Source organism: Flammeovirga sp. AWQ4_249, assembly GCF_056161045.1.
Genome location: NZ_JBSWYJ010000010.1, coordinates 13,600 through 35,600, shown reverse-complemented (window position 1 = coordinate 35,600; position 22,001 = coordinate 13,600). Strand labels below are relative to the sequence as shown.

24 protein-coding genes are annotated in these 22,001 nt (G+C 31.8%); 15 read left to right on the top strand and 9 right to left on the bottom strand.

The window, feature by feature from the left end; all coding sequences use genetic code 11:
- Positions 1-79 precede the first annotated feature (79 nt).
- The 9 genes from ACXAHM_RS09880 to ACXAHM_RS09840 all read left to right on the top strand — a co-directional run bounded on the left by ACXAHM_RS09880 (position 80) and on the right by ACXAHM_RS09840 (position 6,487).
- On the top strand, positions 80-922 hold the full coding sequence (locus ACXAHM_RS09880) for an exonuclease domain-containing protein (RefSeq protein WP_474960272.1): 843 nt from the start codon (positions 80-82) through the stop codon (positions 920-922).
- A gap of 8 nt (positions 923-930) precedes the next feature.
- Complete coding sequence (locus tag ACXAHM_RS09875) at positions 931-1,461, top strand: 1-acyl-sn-glycerol-3-phosphate acyltransferase (RefSeq protein ID WP_474960271.1); 531 nt, start codon at positions 931-933, stop codon at positions 1,459-1,461.
- 170 nt (positions 1,462-1,631) lie between these two features.
- Entirely contained in the window at positions 1,632-1,916 is a 285-nt protein-coding gene (locus ACXAHM_RS09870) for a hypothetical protein (RefSeq protein WP_474960270.1), read from the top strand.
- A gap of 352 nt (positions 1,917-2,268) precedes the next feature.
- Complete coding sequence (locus ACXAHM_RS09865; protein WP_474960269.1) at positions 2,269-3,081, top strand: patatin-like phospholipase family protein; 813 nt, start codon at positions 2,269-2,271, stop codon at positions 3,079-3,081.
- Between the two features lie 106 nt (positions 3,082-3,187).
- A complete protein-coding gene (locus tag ACXAHM_RS09860) occupies positions 3,188-3,880 on the top strand; it encodes a hypothetical protein (RefSeq protein WP_474960268.1) in 693 nt (230 codons plus the stop codon).
- 115 nt (positions 3,881-3,995) lie between these two features.
- Complete coding sequence (locus tag ACXAHM_RS09855) at positions 3,996-4,556, top strand: TerD family protein (protein ID WP_474960267.1); 561 nt, start codon at positions 3,996-3,998, stop codon at positions 4,554-4,556.
- Positions 4,557-4,626: 70 nt separating this feature from the next.
- Entirely contained in the window at positions 4,627-5,250 is a 624-nt protein-coding gene (locus ACXAHM_RS09850) for a TerD family protein (protein ID WP_474960266.1), read from the top strand.
- An 81-nt stretch (positions 5,251-5,331) separates the two neighbouring features.
- Complete coding sequence (locus ACXAHM_RS09845) at positions 5,332-5,706, top strand: avidin-fold protein (RefSeq protein WP_474960265.1); 375 nt, start codon at positions 5,332-5,334, stop codon at positions 5,704-5,706.
- Between the two features lie 181 nt (positions 5,707-5,887).
- The gene (locus tag ACXAHM_RS09840) at positions 5,888-6,487 is read left to right on the top strand and encodes a superoxide dismutase (RefSeq protein WP_474960264.1); all 600 of its coding nucleotides are present in this window, start codon (positions 5,888-5,890) and stop codon (positions 6,485-6,487) included.
- Positions 6,488-6,591: 104 nt separating this feature from the next.
- Here ACXAHM_RS09840 and ACXAHM_RS09835 read toward each other — a convergent pair whose 3' ends face one another.
- The 4 genes from ACXAHM_RS09835 to ACXAHM_RS09820 all read right to left on the bottom strand — a co-directional run bounded on the left by ACXAHM_RS09835 (position 6,592) and on the right by ACXAHM_RS09820 (position 9,938).
- Complete coding sequence (locus ACXAHM_RS09835; RefSeq protein ID WP_474960263.1) at positions 6,592-7,518, bottom strand: alpha/beta hydrolase; 927 nt, start codon at positions 7,516-7,518, stop codon at positions 6,592-6,594.
- 87 nt (positions 7,519-7,605) lie between these two features.
- The gene (locus tag ACXAHM_RS09830) at positions 7,606-8,586 is read right to left on the bottom strand and encodes a polyprenyl synthetase family protein (protein ID WP_474960262.1); all 981 of its coding nucleotides are present in this window, start codon (positions 8,584-8,586) and stop codon (positions 7,606-7,608) included.
- Positions 8,587-8,601: 15 nt separating this feature from the next.
- Entirely contained in the window at positions 8,602-9,333 is a 732-nt protein-coding gene (gene gldF / locus ACXAHM_RS09825) for a gliding motility-associated ABC transporter permease subunit GldF (protein WP_474960261.1), read from the bottom strand.
- 11 nt (positions 9,334-9,344) lie between these two features.
- Positions 9,345-9,938, bottom strand: coding sequence for a DUF4251 domain-containing protein (locus tag ACXAHM_RS09820; RefSeq protein WP_474960260.1), 594 nt, complete (start codon positions 9,936-9,938; stop codon positions 9,345-9,347).
- A gap of 305 nt (positions 9,939-10,243) precedes the next feature.
- On the opposite strand from ACXAHM_RS09820, the gene ACXAHM_RS09815 reads away from it, so the two are divergent.
- The 4 genes from ACXAHM_RS09815 (at position 10,244) to ACXAHM_RS09800 (ending at position 14,288) form a co-directional block, all read left to right on the top strand.
- Positions 10,244-10,867, top strand: coding sequence for a TetR/AcrR family transcriptional regulator (locus ACXAHM_RS09815; RefSeq protein WP_474960259.1), 624 nt, complete (start codon positions 10,244-10,246; stop codon positions 10,865-10,867).
- Between the two features lie 181 nt (positions 10,868-11,048).
- Positions 11,049-11,816 (top strand): ParA family protein, encoded by a 768-nt coding sequence (locus ACXAHM_RS09810; RefSeq protein ID WP_474960258.1) that lies wholly within the window; start codon positions 11,049-11,051, stop codon positions 11,814-11,816.
- Between the two features lie 11 nt (positions 11,817-11,827).
- Positions 11,828-12,109, top strand: coding sequence for a hypothetical protein (locus tag ACXAHM_RS09805; protein ID WP_474960257.1), 282 nt, complete (start codon positions 11,828-11,830; stop codon positions 12,107-12,109).
- Positions 12,110-12,146: 37 nt separating this feature from the next.
- The gene (locus tag ACXAHM_RS09800) at positions 12,147-14,288 is read left to right on the top strand and encodes a T9SS type A sorting domain-containing protein (RefSeq protein ID WP_474960256.1); all 2,142 of its coding nucleotides are present in this window, start codon (positions 12,147-12,149) and stop codon (positions 14,286-14,288) included.
- Here ACXAHM_RS09800 and ACXAHM_RS09795 read toward each other — a convergent pair whose 3' ends face one another.
- The 4 genes from ACXAHM_RS09795 to ACXAHM_RS09780 form a co-directional block, all read right to left on the bottom strand.
- Positions 14,289-14,540, bottom strand: a complete 252-nt coding sequence (locus tag ACXAHM_RS09795) for a hypothetical protein (protein ID WP_474960255.1) — start codon at positions 14,538-14,540, stop codon at positions 14,289-14,291.
- A gap of 12 nt (positions 14,541-14,552) precedes the next feature.
- Positions 14,553-15,194, bottom strand: a complete 642-nt coding sequence (locus ACXAHM_RS09790; RefSeq protein WP_474960254.1) for a hypothetical protein — start codon at positions 15,192-15,194, stop codon at positions 14,553-14,555.
- Positions 15,195-15,380: 186 nt separating this feature from the next.
- The gene (locus ACXAHM_RS09785; protein ID WP_474960253.1) at positions 15,381-15,944 is read right to left on the bottom strand and encodes a DUF2911 domain-containing protein; all 564 of its coding nucleotides are present in this window, start codon (positions 15,942-15,944) and stop codon (positions 15,381-15,383) included.
- A 56-nt stretch (positions 15,945-16,000) separates the two neighbouring features.
- Positions 16,001-17,254: a flavin monoamine oxidase family protein gene (locus tag ACXAHM_RS09780; protein ID WP_474960252.1), complete on the bottom strand. Its 1,254-nt coding sequence runs from the start codon at positions 17,252-17,254 to the stop codon at positions 16,001-16,003.
- Positions 17,255-17,469: 215 nt separating this feature from the next.
- On the opposite strand from ACXAHM_RS09780, the gene ACXAHM_RS09775 reads away from it, so the two are divergent.
- Positions 17,470-18,216: a SpoIIAA family protein gene (locus ACXAHM_RS09775; protein WP_474960251.1), complete on the top strand. Its 747-nt coding sequence runs from the start codon at positions 17,470-17,472 to the stop codon at positions 18,214-18,216.
- Positions 18,217-18,938: 722 nt separating this feature from the next.
- Here the strand turns inward: ACXAHM_RS09775 and ACXAHM_RS09770 are convergent.
- A complete protein-coding gene (locus tag ACXAHM_RS09770) occupies positions 18,939-20,093 on the bottom strand; it encodes a 2-isopropylmalate synthase (protein ID WP_474960250.1) in 1,155 nt (384 codons plus the stop codon).
- A gap of 201 nt (positions 20,094-20,294) precedes the next feature.
- On the opposite strand from ACXAHM_RS09770, the gene ACXAHM_RS09765 reads away from it, so the two are divergent.
- The gene (locus ACXAHM_RS09765) at positions 20,295-21,866 is read left to right on the top strand and encodes a hypothetical protein (protein WP_474960249.1); all 1,572 of its coding nucleotides are present in this window, start codon (positions 20,295-20,297) and stop codon (positions 21,864-21,866) included.
- Positions 21,867-22,001: the final 135 nt, after the last annotated feature.

The window sequence follows — 22,001 nt, the reverse complement described above, 5'->3', positions numbered from 1 at the left end:
CATTTAATGACGGATAGCATTATTAATTTTGAGACATAATAACCACTTTTGTAAGTTGAGTACAAAGGGTATAAATCTTATGGAATTTACAGCAATTGATTTTGAAACAGCACATGGTGCAAGATGGAGTATTTGTCAAGTTGGCATCGTCAAAGTGCTTAATGGTCAGATCGTAGATCGTTATGAAACATTGGTGCGCCCACCTGATAACCGTTATCATAGTTTCAATACAAGTATTCATGGTATTACGGCTGAAATGACAAAGGATGCTCCTAGCTTTTTTCAAGTATGGGATGAAATCAAACCTTTTATTGAAGGACAATTAATTGTAGCACATAATGCTGGGTTTGATGTTGGTGCTCTCGAACAAACATTAGAATTATACGATCTTGACATGCCTGATTTCCAATATGATTGTACTTATCGTATTACAGGTGCAGCATTGGATGATGTTTGTTATACTTATGGTTGGTCATTGAACCATCACAATGCATTAGCAGATGCTGAAGCTTGTGCAAAATTATACCTTGAATGTATTGCTGAGAAAGAACTCCCTGTCTTTGAAAAGAACCCTTTTAAAAAGAAAAAAGGAAATAGTCCTTTCAGAACACAATTATCGGGAGACATATTGAAACCTGATTTTGAAAATGCTGATCCAGATAGTCCTTTCTATAAACAAAAAGTAGTGATAACTGGATTATTCAATACTTGGGAAAGACTTGAATTAGCAACACTACTAAAAGGACTTGGAGCCAAAATCAATTCGAATATCTCTGGTTTAACCAATATGGTGATTGTAGGAACAGATCCTGGGCCTTCAAAATTACAGAGAGTAGAGAATTACAATAGAAATGGAAAGAATATTGAAATCATCAAAGAAAAAGACCTTCAAGAGATCCTTGCTATACTAAACGAAAATTAAATAAGAAAATGAAACTTACGTTGTACTGGATAGTACGATTCTTTATTAAAAATATCTACCTACGATTAGTCTTTTACAAAGTAGAAAAAAATGGTTGGACCAATTTGCCTAAAGAAGGACCAATAATTTTTGCTGTCACTCACCCCTTGATGTACATTGATGCAATGGTATTGGGATGTACTTATGATAAGCCTTTATATTATATTACTAAATCTACTGTATTTAAAGGGAAAATAAATAAATGGCTGTTTAAGAAGTTAAACATGATTCCTGTGGTTCGGAAACAAGATGTACCAAAAGGACAATCATTTTCTAATAAAGATATGTTTGTTCATTGTATCGACACACTTTCGAAAGGAAAAGATCTATTGATATTCTCTGAAGGAACAAGTATTTGGGAAAGAAAATTAAGAGGTATCAAGTCTGGAACAGCAAGAATAGCATTAGAAACAGCTGCTTCTCATGATTTTGAAATGAATTTGAATATCGTTCCTGTTGTTTTAAACTACACACATATCTTGAGGTTTTTCCAAGCGTAAGTATTGAGATTTGTAATCCTATTAATATCAAAGATTATAAAGCATTATACATACAGAATAGTAATAAAGCGGCTCAAAGTATTACGAATAGAATCGAAACTGAACTCCACCAAAAGTATTTTACGTTAGAGAATATAGGACAAGAACGTCCTTTAGTAGAAGCTGTAAGAATGTATACTGAACAAACCTCTTTTCGTAAATCTGCTTCTTTATCAGCCTATTTTCAAACGCTTAAAAAAGGGTTCTCAATTATCAATAAAAGTCAAGAAAAAGAAATTCAAATCATAAAGGAGCATCTAGAAAATTATAATCAAGAATTAGAAAATCATGATTTATTAGATGAAAGTTTTTGGAGTAATGGATGTTCGTTTAAAAATAAATTTCAACTTATTAGTAGAATTATTGGTGTCTCATTGATACTTCCTTTTCATATTATGAATTGGTTTTTTCAATAAATTGAATTGCCATATAGTATTTGTAAAAAGTTAGCGAAAAATTCTTCAGAAGAACCAGAAGTTGCAGGGGCAAATTTAATTGCTTTATGTGGTATTATTTTTCCCATTTTTTATACTATTTATCTCTTAATACCATTTTCTATAGTTCAAAACTTACCTCTTTATCTATTTTCAATCGTTCTCCTATTTCCATTATTAACTTATTCTTCGTATTTTTTTAATAACTACCCCAAAAGGCTAAAATCTGATTTGAAGCTTCATCTTATGATGAATTCAAATGAAAAGCTGTATTCTTCAATCCTTCATACCCGTCAAATTATTATTACGGATATAGCATCAATTAAAAGTAAATATGAAAAAGAAATATAAATTAGGAATTGTATTTTCAGGAGGTGGAGCAAAAGGATTAGCTCATATCGGTGTATTATTTTACCTCAAAGAGTTGGGAATCGTTCCAGATGCAGTAGCAGGAACAAGTGCAGGAGCAATCATAGGCAGTATGTATGCTTATGGGATTCCATTGACTGAAATTCAAGAATTCTTTTTGACCACAGATCTTTTCAATTGGGACAAAAGGGGGTTTTTCAGAACTTCGATGAAGTTTAAAGGGATAGTAGATCCAAATACTTTAAAAAAGGATTTGCTTAAGTTATTTCCTCATGATGACTTCTCTTATTGTAAAAAAGATTTATCAATTGTCGCTACAGATATGTTAGAAGCGGAAGAAAAAATCTTTAAAACGGGTTCAATCACAGATGCCATTTTAGCGTCAATATCTTATCCGTTTGTTTTTTCTCCTATGGAATTAAACGATACTATTTATAGTGATGGTGGGATTTTAAATCATTTCCCGGTAGATGTTTTAAGACATCAATGTGAGCATCTCATAGGAATATACGTTTCGCCTATTCGACAATTTGAAAAAAGTGAGTTAAATAGTATTCAAAAACTTACCTTAAGAGCTTTATCATTAAAAGGAGATAAAGCCGAATTGAAGAAGTTAAATGATTGCGATATTAAAATCTTCCCTCAAGACTTAGTCAAGTATAATACATTTGATACAGACCCTGATCGTTTAAGTGAAATTGTTGAAGTGGGTTATGATGAAGCAGCTAAACATCATGATGAATTTATTGCTTTAAGAGAACAAATTCGAGGACATTAGAAGTAAATATTGAATTTTCATTCAGTCAAAAATTGAAAAATGAGTGTTAGTGATTATATTAACAGTCTGATTCTTCTCTTTTTAAAACTGTGTATATAATTGTGAAATGTGGGATAGTATCAAAAAATTAATTCATCCGAAAGTCTCAAAGTTAGAAATTCTAAAAAAAGTGCTTTATAATGTTGAAAGTGAAGCAGAGAAGCTATATCATCTCAAATTGTCTCTTCAAAATCAAATCAGCAAGCTAAAAACCAATATTGGTAACTTGCAAAAACATATTAAAAAGAATGATTTTGACATCAAAGCAGCCATGGGGAATGATGATAAAACAAAAGCTTTGGAGTTGAATTCTTATGGACAGACTATCAAAAAAGAGCGAAATTATTACAATCAATCGATAAAAGATTTAGAACATAAATTACTGGAAGCTTCTTGTCAAATTTCTACTTTACAAATCCAACAAGAGAAAATATCTACTCAGATTGTCTTTTTAAGAGGTAACTCTGATCGTAACTTTGAAATAGAAGATTTTTTATTCGAAGTATTTAATGAGATAGACTCCTTGCCTTATGAAGCTGAAGATATTTTATCTTTAGAAATTGACATGGCTTTGGAAGAAAGTGAAGAAGTAGAAGAAAGTAAAAATAAAATTGACACATTCTTTAAGAATCCAGCACCTTCAGCTTCTGTTTCCCATGATGAAGAGGAGAAAGAATCATTAATTAATTCATTTTTTAAGAAGCCTAAAGAAAAAACTAATCAACAAAAAAAGATCGATGATTTTTTCAATAAAGGTTAATTTCAGTTTATTTCTTTTTAGCTTTTTTCAAAAATAAAAATTACTTTTATAAACAACTTCTCAAAAAAGTTCATCTTCGAGAACAAACTTTTTATCATTACTTTACTTCAAAATTATGAGTATCTCTCTGAAAAAAGGGAACAAATTTAACCTTACAAAAAACGAAAAAGGACTAGACAAAATAATGGTTGGATTAGGTTGGGATATGATTCCTGGCAATAATTTAGACCTTGATGCATCTGTTTTCATGATCAATGAAAATGGTAAATTACCAGCAGATGAGTATTTCGTATTTTTCAATAATCTTAAATCTCCCGATAATAGTGTAGAGCATACTGGAGATAATAGAACGGGTAAAGGAGATGGCGATGATGAAATGATTTTAGCTCATCTTTCAAAGATTTCTCCCGATGTTACTGAAATGGTCTTTGTCGCTTCTATACATAATGCTGAAGTTTTAAGACATCATTTCGGAATGTTGAAAAATGCATATATCCGTATTGTTGACATAGACACACAACGTGAAATTATTCGATTTAACCTAGATGATAATTTCAAAGGTATTACTGATATGGAATTTGGCAAGTTGAAAAAGACGGGAAATGAATGGAACTTTATTGCTTCTGGTGAAGGCTCGCAAAAAGGACTACAAGGGTATGTGGATTTATATGCCTAACAATATATATCATTGCTAATTTATCAATTCCTACAATCAGTATACAATTAACCAAGAAATAATAACTCAAATGGGGACTTCTCTTAAGAAAAACACTGGTATTTCCTTATCAAAAGGAAGTAAAATATCTTTATTAAAACAAGATGGTAATACTCTAGATTACATTCGTGTAGGTGTAAACTGGGGTGCAATTCAAGGTAAAGTTTTATTTGGTTTACTTAATAATAAAATTAATGTTGACCTTGATGCTAGTATCAGTGCTTTCGATAAAGAAATGAATGAAATATATACTGTATATTATAATGAACTTGTTTCTCCTGATGGTGCTGTAACACATACTGGTGATGACCTTGAAGGAGATGAAGGTGAAAATGATGGTCTTGATAATGAAACTATTCAGATTCATCTTAATGAAGTAACTCAAGAAGTAGATCAAATATTTTTATATCTCAACTCTTATAAAAAACAAGATTTTGAGGTGATTCCTTTTTCTGAAATTAGAATTTATACTAGAAATGACCTCTTGGCGACATTCAACCTTTCTTCCAATGAAGAGTATGCAGGTTATGTATCTATGATCATGGGTAGACTTTATAAAATTGAAGGAAATTGGAAATTTGAAGCACTCGGTGAACCTATTCGTTCTCGAGATATTGAAGGAACAATAAAGTATTTGCAAGTCAAATACTCTTAATATAAAAATGAATTATCACGTAGAAAGGTATTAAGTAGAAATTCAATTCTGCTTTATACCTTTTTTTAAAATAGTAGGCTAGTGGAACGTATCGACTATCATAACAAACGATTTCGTGCATTATCTAATTCTGAAAATGGAGAAGTAGATAACGAAACTTTTTTTCATTATAGACAAGGTGGAGATGTAATTTGGGCAACCTATCATGGTACAAATATTAAGATGGGTACACTTACAGGAATGGTCAAAGAAGACAATTCTCTAGAATTTTCCTATCAACACGTCAATACAAATAATGAAATAATGACTGGAAAGTGTATTTCTATTCCAGAAAGACAAGAAGATGGCACTCTAAAAATGCTTGAAACTTGGGAATGGACATGTAAAGACTTCTCAAAAGGAACTTCAGAAATAATTGAATTAGTAGAAAAAGAGAATTTTGTAAGACTTTTCTAATAATTCTCCCTGACTATCAATAATTTTTATTGAATTATAGTTTTTTTCGATTAGAAATTAGTTCACTTTCTAGACTTAATTGTGTTAATTGCGTATGAAAAAATGACATCCCTCATCAAATGATGAAAATGTCATTTTTGAAAACGAGAAATATAATTATTAATAATAAACACTTACTAAGATGGCATTCGAGTTACCTCAATTACCTTATGCATATGATGCATTAGAGCCTCACTTCGACGCTCGTACAATGGAAATTCACCACTCTAAGCACCACGCTGCTTATACTTCTAAATTAAATGCAGCAATCGAAGGTACTGCTGACGCTGACAAGTCAATCGAAGATTTACTTTCTGCTGATGAGTTATCAGGTGCTGTAAGAAATAATGGTGGTGGATATTATAACCATAACTTATTCTGGACAATCTTATCTCCAAATGGTGGTGGTGCTCCTACAGGAGACTTAGCGGCTGCTATTGACGCTGCATTTGGTTCTTTTGATGCTTTCAAAGAAACTTTTGCGAATGCTGCGGCTACACGTTTCGGTTCAGGTTGGGCTTGGTTATGTGTAAAAGATGGTGCTCTTTCTGTTTGCTCAACTGCAAACCAAGATAACCCATTAATGAAAGGCGAGTGCGGTGGAACACCAATCTTAGGTCTTGATGTTTGGGAGCACGCTTATTACTTAAACTACCAAAACCGTCGTCCTGATTACATCTCTGCATTCTGGAGTGTTGTAAACTGGGAAGAGGTTGCAAAAAGATTTGCTGCTGCTAAGTAATTAGTAGTTAAAATATACTTTTTAAGCCACTCCATATGGAGTGGCTTTTTTATTAAAAAAGCATGATAACTTTCACTATCATGCTTTTTGTTTATTTCTTGATATTAATTGATACGAACTGGATAAACAGCTTTTTCAGGTGTTATAATTCCAGATGTTCCCTCTAAATATTGATGATCAACTAAGAATTGATCCATCTCTTCCATCGTCTCAAAAAACCAACGATTTATTGTTCCCTTTTGATGTCCTTGTTTTATTCCGTAGCCTCTATTAAAAAATGAATGCTCTGCGCCTTCATAAACTGTCAATCGACATTCTACTTTATTTGATTCACATTCTTTTTGGAAATCCTTCGCAATATCTATAGGGATAACTTTATCCTTATCACCAAGCATAACTAACATATCAGGAGTATTTTTATCAATATTTTTGCTTGGAGAGAAAGACTCCCATTGAATATTCCTAGCTTCTAACTCTGATTTCACTTTTTTATAACCATATCCTTTCTCACTAGTATCCAATACAGGATTGAATAAAACGAGTAAATTAGGTTCATAATCTTTCATTTTTGTCCCTTTGATTAATGGTTCAATAAAAGATAAACTGATCGCTAAATGTCCACCTGCAGAACCACCTCCTACTGCAATCTTATTCGGATCAAAATTATATTCTTCCGCATGATTTCTCACATACGTCATTGCTACTTGTATATCTTCAACAGCCTCATATATTGTTGTATTATCTCTTTTTCTTACCCTATATTCTGGACAAAAAACAACTACACCTCTATTCGATAAATGTTTAGCTTGAGAATACATTGCTTGAGGTGTTCCACTATTCCATCCACCTCCATGAATTAATACAACAGCAGCATTTGACTTTGCTTTTTTCTCTGGTTCAAAAATATGAAGTGATAAATCTTGCCCTTCTACTTGTCGATATACTTCTTTTATTACATTTTTCTTTTGTTGACCAAAACCTATTGATGTAATCAATAAGAAGCTTGTTAATAAGAAAATATTTGTTTTCATTTCATTTAATATTAGTAAAAAAAATGAGTTATATACTACTATAACTCATCTCTAAATTAATGCTCTTTATTTAAAAATAAAACAGGTTTAATGGTCTCTATTTTTCAAATACAGACCGAAATCTTTTAGCAGTTGTTTCTTTTCATCAGTAACATTTAATTTTTCTAAAGCTTTAAAACCTTCATTGAAATATTGGTTAGCTCTTTTGGTTGCCATTTCTTTGATACCTAATCGATCATAAATTGCTGTTACCGCTTTTACTTTTTCTTTAGGATCAAAATCTTCAGTATGTAACCATTGGTTTAATTCTTCAGCATCTTTGCCATTAGCTTGCTTTAATGCTTTAATCAGCATTAAAGTTTTCTTATTTGAAATGATGTCACCACCAACTTGTTTACCAAATTTAGCTTGATCAGCATAAACATCTAAAATGTCGTCATTCAATTGGAAACCTAATCCCACATTGACACCAAATTCTTCCACAATAGCAGATTGTTCGTCTGTTGCTCCACCAATTAAAGCACCTAATCTTAAAGCAAAACCAACTAAAACAGCTGTTTTTAGACGAATCATATTGATATACTCTTCCTCCCCTACTTCATCTCTTTCCTCGAAGTCCATGTCAAACTGTTGTCCTTCACATACTTCAATTGCACATTTATTGAATAAAGTGAGAGCCTGACGAAGAATATTATCTTCTACCATCATGATTTGCTCATATGCTTTTACAAACATGACATCACCAGAAAGAATAGCAATATTAGGATTCCATTTTTCATGTACTGTTGCGTTTCCTCTCCTCAGTGGAGCATTATCCATTATATCATCATGCATTAAAGTGAAGTTATGGAATACCTCCACACCTATTGCAGGTTCAATTGCTTTTTTATATTCTTCATCAAAAAGGTAGCAACCTAATAATGTCAAAGCTGGACGTAATCTTTTACCTCCAAGTGATAAAATATATCTTAAAGGTTCATATAAGTTTACAGGATCCTCTCCAAACCTTTTTTCTTCTAATGCTTTTGCAAGTATCTGACTTGCTTCTTTTAAATCAAATGATGCCATTGTATTCATTATTTCCTATTCCCAACGTCTGCTTCCGATAGACAATTTGGCTAGACTTAATGCAATTCCTATTAAACTGCAAAAATATAATATATCTCGAGAATCTATTAATCCTCGACTTAAAGAGCTGTAATGAAAATCAATTCCCCATAATCCAATGGTATAAGCATAATCACTTATACTTGGAATTGCTGCAACAGAAGATATTCCGTCATAACATATAAAGCAGAACACAACTGCAACAATAAATGATATGATTTGACTAGATGTTATTGATGATGCAAAAACACCAATACTTGCAAAACCTCCTGCTAAAAATATGAGTCCGATATATGAGCCTACCACTGCGGCTGTATCAATATTTCCTTTTGGAGAGCCTAGTTCATACACTGAAAAGTAATAAATAACCGTAGGTAAAAGTGCTATTACAGCAGTCATCCAAGCAGCAAAAAACTTTCCGCCTATAATTTGAAAATCAGTTAGAGGTCTTGTAAATAAAAGTTCTAAAGTACCTGTTTTCTTTTCTTCCGCTAAACCTCTCATTGTGATTGCAGGAAGTAAAAACATAAATATGTAAGGAGCCACTGAGAATAATGCATCCATAGATGAAAATCTTCCTTCAAGAATACTTGTTTGTGGAAAAACCCATACAAATAGGCCCATCATAGTTAGAAAGACAGACATCACTAAGTATCCTAAAACAGCACTAAAAAAGCTACTTATTTCTCTTTGAAAAATTTGCCACATAATCTATTTTCTTAAAATGGTGTATTTCCTTGAAAAACAGAGGATAAGTTAGTCGGTATAATATTACCTCTAAAATTAAGTTCAAGGTTTCTAGTTTGAGATCTTACAGTTGCGTCCGCCCAATTATCTGCTCCATTTAACAGAATACGAACATTTGCTTGTAACTCAATACCTTGAACATTGAAAGTCATTAATATACCACCATTCTCATTCTCCTTGTATTCAAGATTACTGATCTTGCCATCTAAAGTAATTCCTCCTAAACCATTAAAGCCAATCATACCATCAAAAGCCAATTGAACTACACAATAATTGCTATCCAATTTGACAAAATTTATTGAATTAGTGACTTGAGCTACCTGACCATATCGGTTATAAACTTGATTCGCTTGAAGCACAAATTTTTGATTCTTCATTGCTGTTTTAGCCATTAGATATCTACTTTTCTCTGCTTCTTTTTCTTGTTGTTTTGCTAGCTCTTTTGCCTTTTTCTTTTCTTCTTTAGCTTTTTTCTTTTCTAATTTCCTTTGCTCCTTAGCTGTCAATAGAACATCTTCCTCAACATATTGAGCATAAAGAACATTTAGATTAACTATAAAAAGCATAATCATAAGATAGAATGCCTTCAATTTCATTTTGTTTGATAGTTTAAGCGATATTAATACAATAGATTAAACTTGAAAAGGTTTTCATTCCAAAGCTAATCCATTGTTAGACATTAGGTTTGTTTAGAATCATTTAAATGTCAAAATCAATTTTCAATTTTGAATCAAAAAATATTCTCTGTTTTTCTTTTCAAAAAACCTTGTACAAATATAGTTTATTCCCATTATGAAATAGTTTTTTCGGTTATTTTTTATGAATGAACTGTACCTTTACATAGTATTTAAGACTTCTTTTTTAATAAGACATGAAAAAAAACAAGGAACACTTACTTAAAGTCGCAAGGAAAGTGATTTCAGCTAAAGGGTTTAAGGAGGCAAGCACAAGAGATATTGCTAAAGAAGCAAATGTTAGTCAAGGATTAATCAATTATCATTTTGGCACAAAAGAGAATTTATTGAACGAAATTCTTAGTGATTATGTAAGTCAGGTAGAAATATTGATTAAAGAATTAAATAATTCGGAAGAGAACGGACTTAGACTTTTAAACTATGCCGTTAAGAAACTGTTTAAATTAAGCTTTGATCATAGAGATGTAGAGCGAATCATCAATTTAGAAGGCCTAACTGGAATTCGAGAGCATATTATTGATCAGAAAAATAAAATCCAATCTGCAATTTTTTCTTTTTTCCTTATAAAAATTACTGAAGGTCAAGAACAAGAATATTTCGATCCTATGATTGACGAGGAGCTTGTCGTGAGCTTTCTTATGAATGCTTTAAATAATTATGTAATACAAGCTAATACGATTATTATCAAAACCCCAAAGCACGGAATCTCGTCTTATAGTGAACATCACCGTAATAGAGTGATGGAATTTTGTAACGATTATCTAGCAAAAATGTTGAACCCAAAAACAGGATTGAAGTAATAAAAATGAAAGATAATCGTTAAATGTATGTATACCTATACATTATAGTTTTTGTCAACTTTCATAATTACATGTGAAAAATGAAAAGTCTATAACCAAAAAAGCACGTTAATTGCTATAAAAGTTTTATTATAAACATTAGATAAAGAACAGTACTTTTCATTTTTTAAGAATACTAGCGATGTCAGCACAAGTCATATCTATCAGTAACCATAAAGGAGGTGTTGGAAAAACCACTTCAGTAGTAAATATCGGGGCAGGCCTTCATCAACTTGGCAAAAAGGTTTTGATGATAGACATGGATCCTCAAGCTAATTTAAGTCAATCTTTAGGAGTTTTTGAACCAGAGAATAGTGTCTATAAATTATTAAGAAGTGCTTCATCTATTCAAGATTCTATTGTAGAACTAGAGTTGGATTTACATCTTATTCCTTCAGAATTAGACCTTTCAGGAGCTGAATTAGAGCTAAGTATGGAAGCTGGACGTGAATTTATTCTTAAAGATCATATCAGTAAGGTAAGAGACAATTACGATTATATTTTAATTGATTGTCCTCCAAGTTTAGGGCTATTGACCATCAATGCTTTTACGACATCCAATCAAGTATATTTTCCTTTGCAAGCACAGTTTTTGGCGACACAAGGTCTGACAAAACTCTTAGAGGTAATTGAAAAAGTACAGCAACGTTTGAATACAAACCTTGAAATTGGTGGTGTTTTTATCACTCAATATGATCAACGTAAAATATTAAATAGAAACGTTAAAGAAGCAATCACAAAACATTTTGGTAATAAGCTTTTTAAAACTGTGATCAGAGAAAATGTAGCATTAGCGGAGGCTCCTTCCAAACAAACGAATATTTTCCGATACAATCCTAAAAGTAATGGTGCCAAAGATTATTGGGATCTTGCTCAAGAGGTTGTTGAAAGAACAGTTATTAACGCATAATCTCAATTATTATGGCTAAAAAGAACTTTTCAGGGGGATTGGATTCATTACTTGGTGGTGCTCCAATTAAAAAAGATACATCAGAAGATAAACCTAAAAAAACTGTTACTCCTTCACAAAGTACAAGTACAACTCCTACATCTTCTTCAACTTCTCAAAAATCAATTATTGATCAACTTTCTATTACACATAGAGAGAAAATCGAAGCTATAGCAGAAAAAGAAGGAAGATCAACAGATGAAATAATTAAGGAAGCAATTGGTTTCTATCTAGAATTTCAAGTAGATTTATAGTAATCTACTATTTACCTAATTCTAATAGACAGCCCTTATGATCAAAAATAACATCTTCTTTTTATTTTTAATTTTCCTGGCACATAGTACTATCGGTCAAAATATAGGTCTTACACCTAAGGCGGACATTGAAATTTCAGAAAATAATATTCTAATTTCTAATCCTTGGAATGCTGGTGTAAACGCCGTTCAATTTTTTGAAATTGATATTACTTTAGATGGAGTAGAAGAATTGGTACTCTTTGATCGTACGAGCCGTAAGATTGCTGTCTATACTTATAAAGATGAAAAGTGGCACTATACGCCCGCTTTAAATTTTAATTTCCCTTCAGGCATACGTTTTTGGATACATCTTCAAGACTTAGATGGAGACCTTAAAAAGGATCTTGTTTTGGGAGAAAATGATGGTATCTATTTCTATAAAAATACATCCACTAATAGTCACTTTTCATTTAGTTCTACACCTGAATTAATAGAAACAACCACTTTTTCTGGAGCTCCTACTCCATTACTTTCTTCCTTATTGGATACTCCTGCTTTTTATGATATTAATCAAGATGGTCGGCTAGACTTTTTTACATTTGTTCCTTCCGTAGGTGGAAGTATTGAATATCATCAAAACTTGGGAGTGAATGATAATGGAGTTCCTACATTTAGAAAAATCACTAGTGATTGGGGAGATTTTCATGAATGTGGAGATTGTGCAACATATATCTTTGGTGATGAAAATTGTTCTTCAAATGGTAAAATTCAACATTTAGGTTCTGCTGTCACAATCTATGATATAGATAATGACAATTTAGGTGATGTATTGATTGGTGAAATGAGTTGCTCCAATCTTGTTGCGATTCCGAATAAAGGTAATTCTGAGACTCCTCTTTTTAATGAAAGTATTATTGATTTCCCTCCATCAGCTCCAATTAATATTTCCATGTTTCCTGCAGCCTTTTTTATTGATTTAAATAAAAATGGTACAAAGGAAATGATCATTTCACCCAATCTTACAAGTAATGAAGGCAATACAACAGATTTTAGTTTAAGTACTTGGTCGTATCGTTTTAATACTTCAAATGAAGAATGGGAATTTGATACTCAAGGCATATTTCAAGGCTTAGATTTTGGTGAAAGAAGCAAACCTTTTGCATTTGATGTTGACTTAGATGGAAATTTAGATCTTTTGGTTGGTTATCGAAGTACTTTTGATCATCAACAAAATATGCAAGGTGGAGGTATTGCTTATTTAAGGAATATGGGAACTAATGAAAATCCTTCTTTTGAAATTATAGATAGAGATTATCTCAATTTATCTTCTTGGGGAATGATTGACATTACTCCTTTTATGGTGGATTACAACAATAATGGACAAATTGACTTACTTGTAAGTGCTAGAGTCATAAATAGTAATACGGCAGGTGTTTACCTTTTTGAAAAGCAAGATGGACAATATGTTATTCACAATCCTACTTTATTAATTGAACACCGACCTGAAGAAAGTATATCCATACTTGACCTCAATGAAGATGATTTACAAGATATTGTGGTGGGCACTTTTTCTGGTACACTTAAAGCTTTTCTTCAAGTCAATGATAACTTTGAAGAGACTGCATATTTCGATTTTATTGAAAGTGATTTACTACGAAAATATCCTAGTATACAAATTGCAAACCTTGATACTAATGCAAAAAGAGATCTACTTGTATTTGATGACAGTGGAACTCCTATAGTTTGGCGTGACTTTGAAAATCCATCTGACAGAACCTTACAAGATTTGATTACCTTTAATAATATCAATAGTAGATTCCAAAACTACTCTTTTGGTACAAAAGCTTACGCTACACCAATTGGAGATAAATTAATCATAGGTTCAGAAAGTGGAGGGCTTCAGATTGCTGAACTTGGTTATTATGATATTCCCACTTCAATTACTCCCCCACAAGAAAATTTAGACGTGAAAATTTATCCTAATCCTACTTATGAAAATGTAACTTTTCAAAATGGATTAGAAAGTAAATTAGAATATACCATTATTTCTGTTCAAGGGATACAAGTAGCTCACGGGTCAATTTTACCTAAAACAAAAATTAATCTGACTTCTTTAAATTGGGCTAAAGGGATCTATATCATTCAGTTTAAGAATGATGAAAAAGTGTTGATAAACAAGAAATTACTTGTAAAGTAATTAAGAACAACAACGGTTAGAGCGTAAAAGATAAGCTACATCAAACTTAAGTATTGCAATAAAAGTTTGTAAGTAGGTATCCGTTAGATCTACTTTGTTGATTCTTCCTTCTTGGATTTTATCAAGCATTCTTATGATCTGTTCCTTCGGTAGTTGTTCTACCTCATCTTCTGACTGCATTCCTTGATCATTGATCAATTGATCGGCCATTGTCAGGCTTAGATATTTGTCATCTTTAGATAGTTCAACCATAGTTTCAGGGTGTTAATGTTTATCTTGAATTAAATGTTTTCTTAGGATCCACAACACAGACGGTAGGTTATCATAGACAGTGTCTTGAACCTCAATGATGTCTAATACATCTTCATCCATATATTTATCTACGAAAAATTCTTTTGGTGGTTCATATAACTTTTCAATAATGTTATAAAAGTCATCTTCGTCCACCTCACCTTTTCCATTTAAGTATGCTGCATTTACAATTTGATTGGCAACAGCATCAGCTTCTTTTTGATCATAACCATAATAAGCTGAGTAAAGAACGAACTCAAGAATTTCTGGAATTGGGTCTTTTTCAGCAGGTAATTTATTGGCAAATTTTCTCAGTGCAGTAACTAAATCAAGAATATCAATTGTTACATGATTTCCTTTAACTTCCACTGGGAATAAAGACGACATTGCGTAGCGTGTTTCTTGAATAAATATAGCATTGGATTCTTCTTCAAAAAAAAGGGTGATAAAGATCTGAGATGGATCTCCTTTCTCTTGAAACTCTTCTATACCTTCAATTGCTTCCCACATTGCACCCATCACTCTTGAACCTTCTTTAAAGAATTTAGGCATTCTTTTAAAGGTTACATCTTTTCCTTCTAAATATTCTTCTAAAGTGATCTTTGGTGTCGCCATGTCTTTACTAATTTGTCGGTTTAATTACTTTTGTTTGTTGATAACAATAGCAAAGTTATGAACTATTACTTAAGTTAAACAATACTTTTGAAAAATGATAAAAAAAGAGGTAATCCTCTTAGAATTATCCAATCCTAATCGAAGATTACCTCATTTTTTAACGATTTCGTAATACAAATGAAAGCTCTAAGCTCTATCTAAGTCGATTTCTACTAGCGTATCGTCCCAACCTAACTTAAGGTTGAATTCATTTTCCTTTTCACCTTTTTCAACCCAAATTTTCAAACTTTCAATAGATTGATCTACATGAATAACAGGCGTTTCAACGATTAAAGCATCGAAACTTTCGTCTCTACTTGCCTTCCCTCCGAAGCTCACACCCCATCCGTATTCTTTTTCATTAAATATAATTTTCCATTTCTTTGACTCTGGAATAGTCCATAATGTATATTTTCCTGCAGGTAAAACTTGACCATCAATTGTCAAAGTAACATTCGTTGTAAAAGTTGTTGGTTCATTGGCACCCGTTCTCCATACTTGACCATAAGGAACTAAGTTTCCAAAAATAACTCTATCTTTTTTGAATGGTGAAGAGTAATGAATATCGATTTTCATTCCACTATCCACAAAATGTTGTTCTATTTCAGGGCTATGTTTTTTTGTTTCAGAGATCATAAATTTCTGACCTACTAAACCTAAAATTCCTAATCCAACTACAATTCCAAGTATAATAAAAAGTACTTTACGCATTTTGTAAAATTTTTAAAAAATGAAAGCTTATTTATTTAAGAGTGAATATACAAAAATTATACATTCTTGATCTCTGGAAAATAATTTTCAACTAATTCTTCAGCTGTTTCCATTGCTCCATGAACAGTAGCACTATGTCCGTTGGTTCTACAAGCTTCCCCTATAAAATAAACTTTACCTTGAATCGGTTTTTTAAGATTCTCTCTATTTTTTATACTGTCTTTAGTAGAATACGAATATGTACCACCTACATATGGATCTTTTGTCCAATCCTTTCCATAATGATTTTGATATAAAGAATAGACTGCAACATCTGGAAATATTTCTTGTAAATCTCCAAGTAATACTTCGGCTAGCTCATCATCTGCTAATTGGTCCAGTTCTTTAGAAGCTTCACCCATCAAATAGGCTACCAAATGATTAGGTTGAGATGGTCGCACTAAATAGCTTGGACATTTTTTTCCTCCTAGAATCTCAATGACATCTTTATTCCAGAAAGGTTTTTCAAATTCTATGAATAACTTTCTTCCCTTACCAAATCCTATTTCACGAATTGCTTTCTGTTTTTCTATTGGAAGAGAAGGCATGAAATTGATCTTATTCTGCTTTAAAACTCCTAATGGAACAGTAATGATCACTTTATCGAATGATAGAATTTCTCCTTTATGCGTTAGAATGTTGACTTTTTGTTGTTGATAATTGACATCAATAATAGGACTATTTAATCTTATTTCTCCTTTAATTTTATGTTGAAAATACTCAATTGCGTCATTATATTTCCCCCACGAAAAGTAATTTTTATTACCTGAATTCCATCTCCAAGATTCTTCACCTAATGACGCTGCATGAACTTTTTCCATATCAGCACTATATTCACTCAAAATTCCTCGAATGATAAATTTCAAATTTGGATGATAAATACCTTTTTCTTTTAAGGATTCTAAAACTGATCCCTCGAACATTTCATTTTCTATACCATCAAAATAATTTAGTAAGTCATAAATCTTCTTTGGTAATTCTTTTTCATCTTCTATTTCAAATAATTTATTATCAAAATATAATAATTCATCTCCAGAAATTGGTTCAATTTTTTGGCCTAAATGTTTGAGCATTTCGAAGATGACACTTCTATTACCATGAATTTCGGCTGCACCCATTTCTAAAAAAAGATGATCATGTATATTGTTTGTGGCAATTCGTCCTCCAATCCTATCAGATGCTTCAAAAATACTCACATTATATCCTTGCTCTTCTAAAATATGAGCGGTATACAACCCTGAAACCCCTGCCCCAATTATTGCTATTTTCATTTACTTTTTTGTTTGTCTTCTTAGGTTGAAATTACAGAAATCAATTCATTTTTAAAAGCAGTTTAATTGGTATTGAATATCAAAAAAAGGTCATCTGATATTAATTTTCAGTTAAAATATTGAGTAGCATTTCAAATCATTGTATATTATTTAGGATTCTGAAACCAATGTTATTCTACTCCGTTATTTAACCCAAAACAATAAAAAATAATATCATGATCACAGTCAATTCTACACTTGGAGAAAATGTTATTGGATTTACTATAGATGGTAAAATCAATGATGAAGGATTACAAGAATTTTTTAATGCCGTTGATGAAAAAATCAATGAAAACGGAAAGATTAAGTTATTAGGAGAAATTAAAGATATTGGAGGTATTGAAGACTTTAAAAGCTTCTTTGATGCCGTAAAAGCTAAAATTAAAACCATCTCAGCACTGGAGAAATATGCTATTGTTGGTAATATGTCTTGGTTAGAAAAAATCTCGGGCGTGATGGATTTTATGATTCCAAATATTCCAATTAAAGTATTTAAAATGGAAGAAAGAGATGAAGCGTTAGTTTGGTTATTATCAGAAAGTAATCTTTATGCTCCAGGTATTCAAAAAATTAAAACAGATAAAGAAGATAAATTCCTTGCATTCTCATTATCAGGTAAACTACATGAACAAGATTTTGCTGTAATAGAAGGCGAATTCACAAAATTCAAGGAAGATGGTAAGCCATTAAATTTATATGTAGAATTTGCTGGATTTGAAGGTTATTCAAATATTAAAGCGATGTGGGATGATTTTAAAATGGGCTTCAAACATTATAAAGACATGAAAAAAATCGCCATCATTAATGAAGGTGAATGGATGGATGTCTTAGTAAAACTTGGGGATATTTTAACGCCTGGCGTAGATTTAGAACATTTTGATACAGATCAGAAAGAAAGAGCTATCAATTGGTTAAATGCTTAATTTTCTTTTCAAATGATGAAGAGCACTTTAGTTATAACTAGAGTGCTTTTTTTTATACAAAAAAATGACACCCTTCAAAAATTGAAAGGTGTCATTACGGTAATACTTATGTTGGAACAATTTTGATGATTCGTTAATTATTGAATTGGCTTTTATCAACGTTTCAATACGTTTCAAACTATTTACACGGCAAAAAGTATGAGAACATTACTGTTATAATTAATTCCGATTGTTGTATACTATTTTAATCTATCTGTATGAAATGAAATACTTTTTTTGTTTTTGTATAGTACAAATGTAAAGGGTTTTGAAAAGGCTTAATATGGGATATGCACACCTTTTTATGATTTTTTACACCATATAGCTACCTGTCAAAGCGCAGTTTTTATCAATTCATTAAACATCTAAATATCAGAATGATAAATTTTATTGATTTTTTAATTAAATGTACATTTTAATGAAAAGAGACTAAATTACACTTCATTACAAACTGACATTTTTTATGATTTTATTGTAAAAAAAGTTGAAAAAAAAATAACTAAAATAAAAAAGACAGCTTTTCTGCTGTCATTCTGGACTATTAAAGTCCTCTTTAAAAAATCAAAAAGTTAAGACAAAAAAAGAACGGCCTCCAATCGGAAGCCGCACTTACCACATACTAACCATAAATGGTTTTTAACCATATATAAACACATATAAACATAAATTCTTTTTAAGGTTGCCTAAGCAACTTTAAGCACATGAAGAAGTTCTTCTAAATGCTCATCTTCTACAGTTTGCACTGTATCTGCTTTTTTCAAGAAAGCTTGGTAAGCTACTTCTAAAGCATCATGATCTAATGTATGCCCCAACTTCTGTAAACGATAGAACAATGCCGCTCTACCACTTCTTGCAGTCAATACAATAGATGATTCAGAAACACCTACTTCTGATGGATCGATGATTTCGTAGTTATCTCTACTTTTGATCACACCATCTTGGTGAATTCCTGAAGAATGAGAGAATGCGTTGTCCCCAACGATAGCCTTGTTTGGTTGAACAGGCATATTCATTGTATTTGAAACTAAACGACTAATCTCATATATTTTTTGTGTATGAATGGCTGTATCATAATCTAACATGTTATGCTTACGCATCGCCATTACTACTTCTTCCATTGATGTATTACCAGCACGTTCACCGATACCGTTGATAGTACATTCAATTTGTCTAGCACCATTGCTTACACCTGCCAGCGAGTTTGCTGTTGCCATACCTAAATCATTATGACAATGTGTAGAAATGGTTGCTTTATCAATATTTTTTACGTTCTCTTTTAAGAACTTGATTTTAGCTCCGTATTCTTCTGGGATGCAATATCCAGTTGTATCTGGGATATTCACTACTGTGGCCCCGGCTGCAATAACAGCCTCAATGACTCGAGCTAAATATACATTATCAGTTCTTCCCGCATCTTCTGCGTAAAATTCTACATCTTCTACAAAAGTTTTGGCATATTTTACTGCCTCTACTCCTCTCTCAATTACTTGATCTCTATCTAATCTTAACTTTGTAAAAATATGTTGGTCGGATGTTCCGATACCTGTATGAATTCTTGGTCTTGCAGCTGGCTTTAAAGCTTCAGCAGCAACCTCAATGTCTTTTTTTACCGCTCTAGTTAGACCACAGACTGTCGTGTTTCTAATTTCAGAAGCAATTCTATTTACTGCCTCAAAGTCACCAGGGCTTGAAATTGGGAAACCCGCTTCTATTATGTCAACGCCCAGATTTTCGAGAGCACGCGCAATCACTAACTTCTCCTCTGTATTCAAACGGCACCCTGGTACCTGTTCTCCGTCTCGCAACGTTGTGTCGAAAATAAATACTTTATCGTTCATAGGCTTAAAACACTTTTTGAAGGTGTCTGTTATAATCTATTTAAAAAACAATTTTTATTGGTATTGTTTTGCTAATGTAAAGGCTGAACAAAAGCATCAAAAACAAAAAAAAATACATTTTACGATGTTTAATTGAATTATATTGGGAATAGAATGTAAATTTGGCAATGAATAAGGTTATTAAAGAGAATAATAAATACGATGCCTAAAGAAAGATCGAATCATTTATATCAGTTAATTAAGTCAATGTCGAGAAGTGAGAAGCGTTATTTCAAACTCATTTCTAATGAATCGAAAAACAGTTCTTCGAAAAAATTCATGCTGCTTTTTGATCTTATCGATAAACAAGATGTATTTGATGAAGAACAGCTATTAGCTTCAACTCCAGAGCTAAAACCTATTCAGTTTTCGAATTTAAAAGCCCATCTCTACAAAAGAATTTTACAGGCTTTACGTCAGTTTCATTTGACAAAAATGGAAGATGCCGAAATTCGTGAAATGATTGATCACGCCGAACTCCTCTATAACAGAGGTTTATATGATCAATGTGCAGATATACTTCGTAAAAGTAAAAAGAAAGCACAGAAAAGTGATCACTTGGAATTATTGCTTGAGATTTTACGATGGGAAAAAAGTTTATTGTCCCACACTTTAGATAAACATAATCAAAGAAGAGTAAATAAACTTATTCAAGAAGTTCAGGATACAAATGATAAGATTAATCAAATCAATAAATTCTCAAATATTGCAGCAAAACTTAATGCTTTCTATTTGAAAGTAGGTTATGTAAAAAGTGAGAAAGATCTGAAAAAGGCGAATGACTTAGTGAGTAATGACATTTTAAGTATTGATGAAGATAAATTTTCGATCAATGAGAAATTATCATTATATGAGCTTTATGTTGGTTTTTATTATTTTACTCACGACGTTCAGAAAGGACATGATTATGCTCGAAAATGTCTTCAAATTTTCCATGATGATCCAAACCTTATTCCATCTCGATTAGATATTTATATTCGAACGATCAATAACCTATTGATTGGTCAATACAAATTGAATCTATACAAAGACTTTGTTCAAACGAAATCACTCTTCCGAAAAATCAGATCGAATGACAAGATTGAGCTGAGTGAAAACATTAAAATGAAGTTGCTGAAGTACTCGTATATCCATGAGTTCAACCGTCTCTTTATGTTGGGAGATTTTACCGTTGGTGTACAAAGAGTCACGCTTTTATTGAACAATATTGAATTCTTCATTGAAAAACTAAACAAGCACTCCCGTTTGATTTTATATTACAAAATTGCTTGTTTATATTTTGGAGACAGTAACTTTAGATTATCCACAAAATGGCTTAATCGTATTATCAACTCAGATGCTCTAGAAATGGATGTTCGAGAGGATGTTCACGTTTATGCTAGGATTGTCAATCTAATTTGTCATTATGAAATGGGAAATACAGATCTTGTGGATTATTATGTAAAGTCAACGTATCGCTTCATGTTGAGAAAAGATAATCTTTTTAAATTTCAGATTTATATTATGAAATTCTTAAAAAAATTATCTAGAAACATGAACGATCATGAGTTAACCAATGCCTTTATCGAACTTCGAGATCTTTTAAAACCATTAGAAACAGATCAATTCGAAAAGCATCCATTTATGTATTTTGATATCATTTCATGGTTAGAAGGTAAGATTGAAAGGCGTTCTGTTCAAGATGTCATTCAGTGTAAAGCTCGAATAATGCTCGGTGATGATTATCCCGATTAAATTATTATTTAATTTTCAGTAATAACATGCAACTTGAAGCCACTCTCTTCCGTCTTAATAAAAATACTATTAACTTATATTTTCTTTTTAGAAAGTTGGTTCATTGTTGTGAATTAAACTTTTTATCAATGAAAA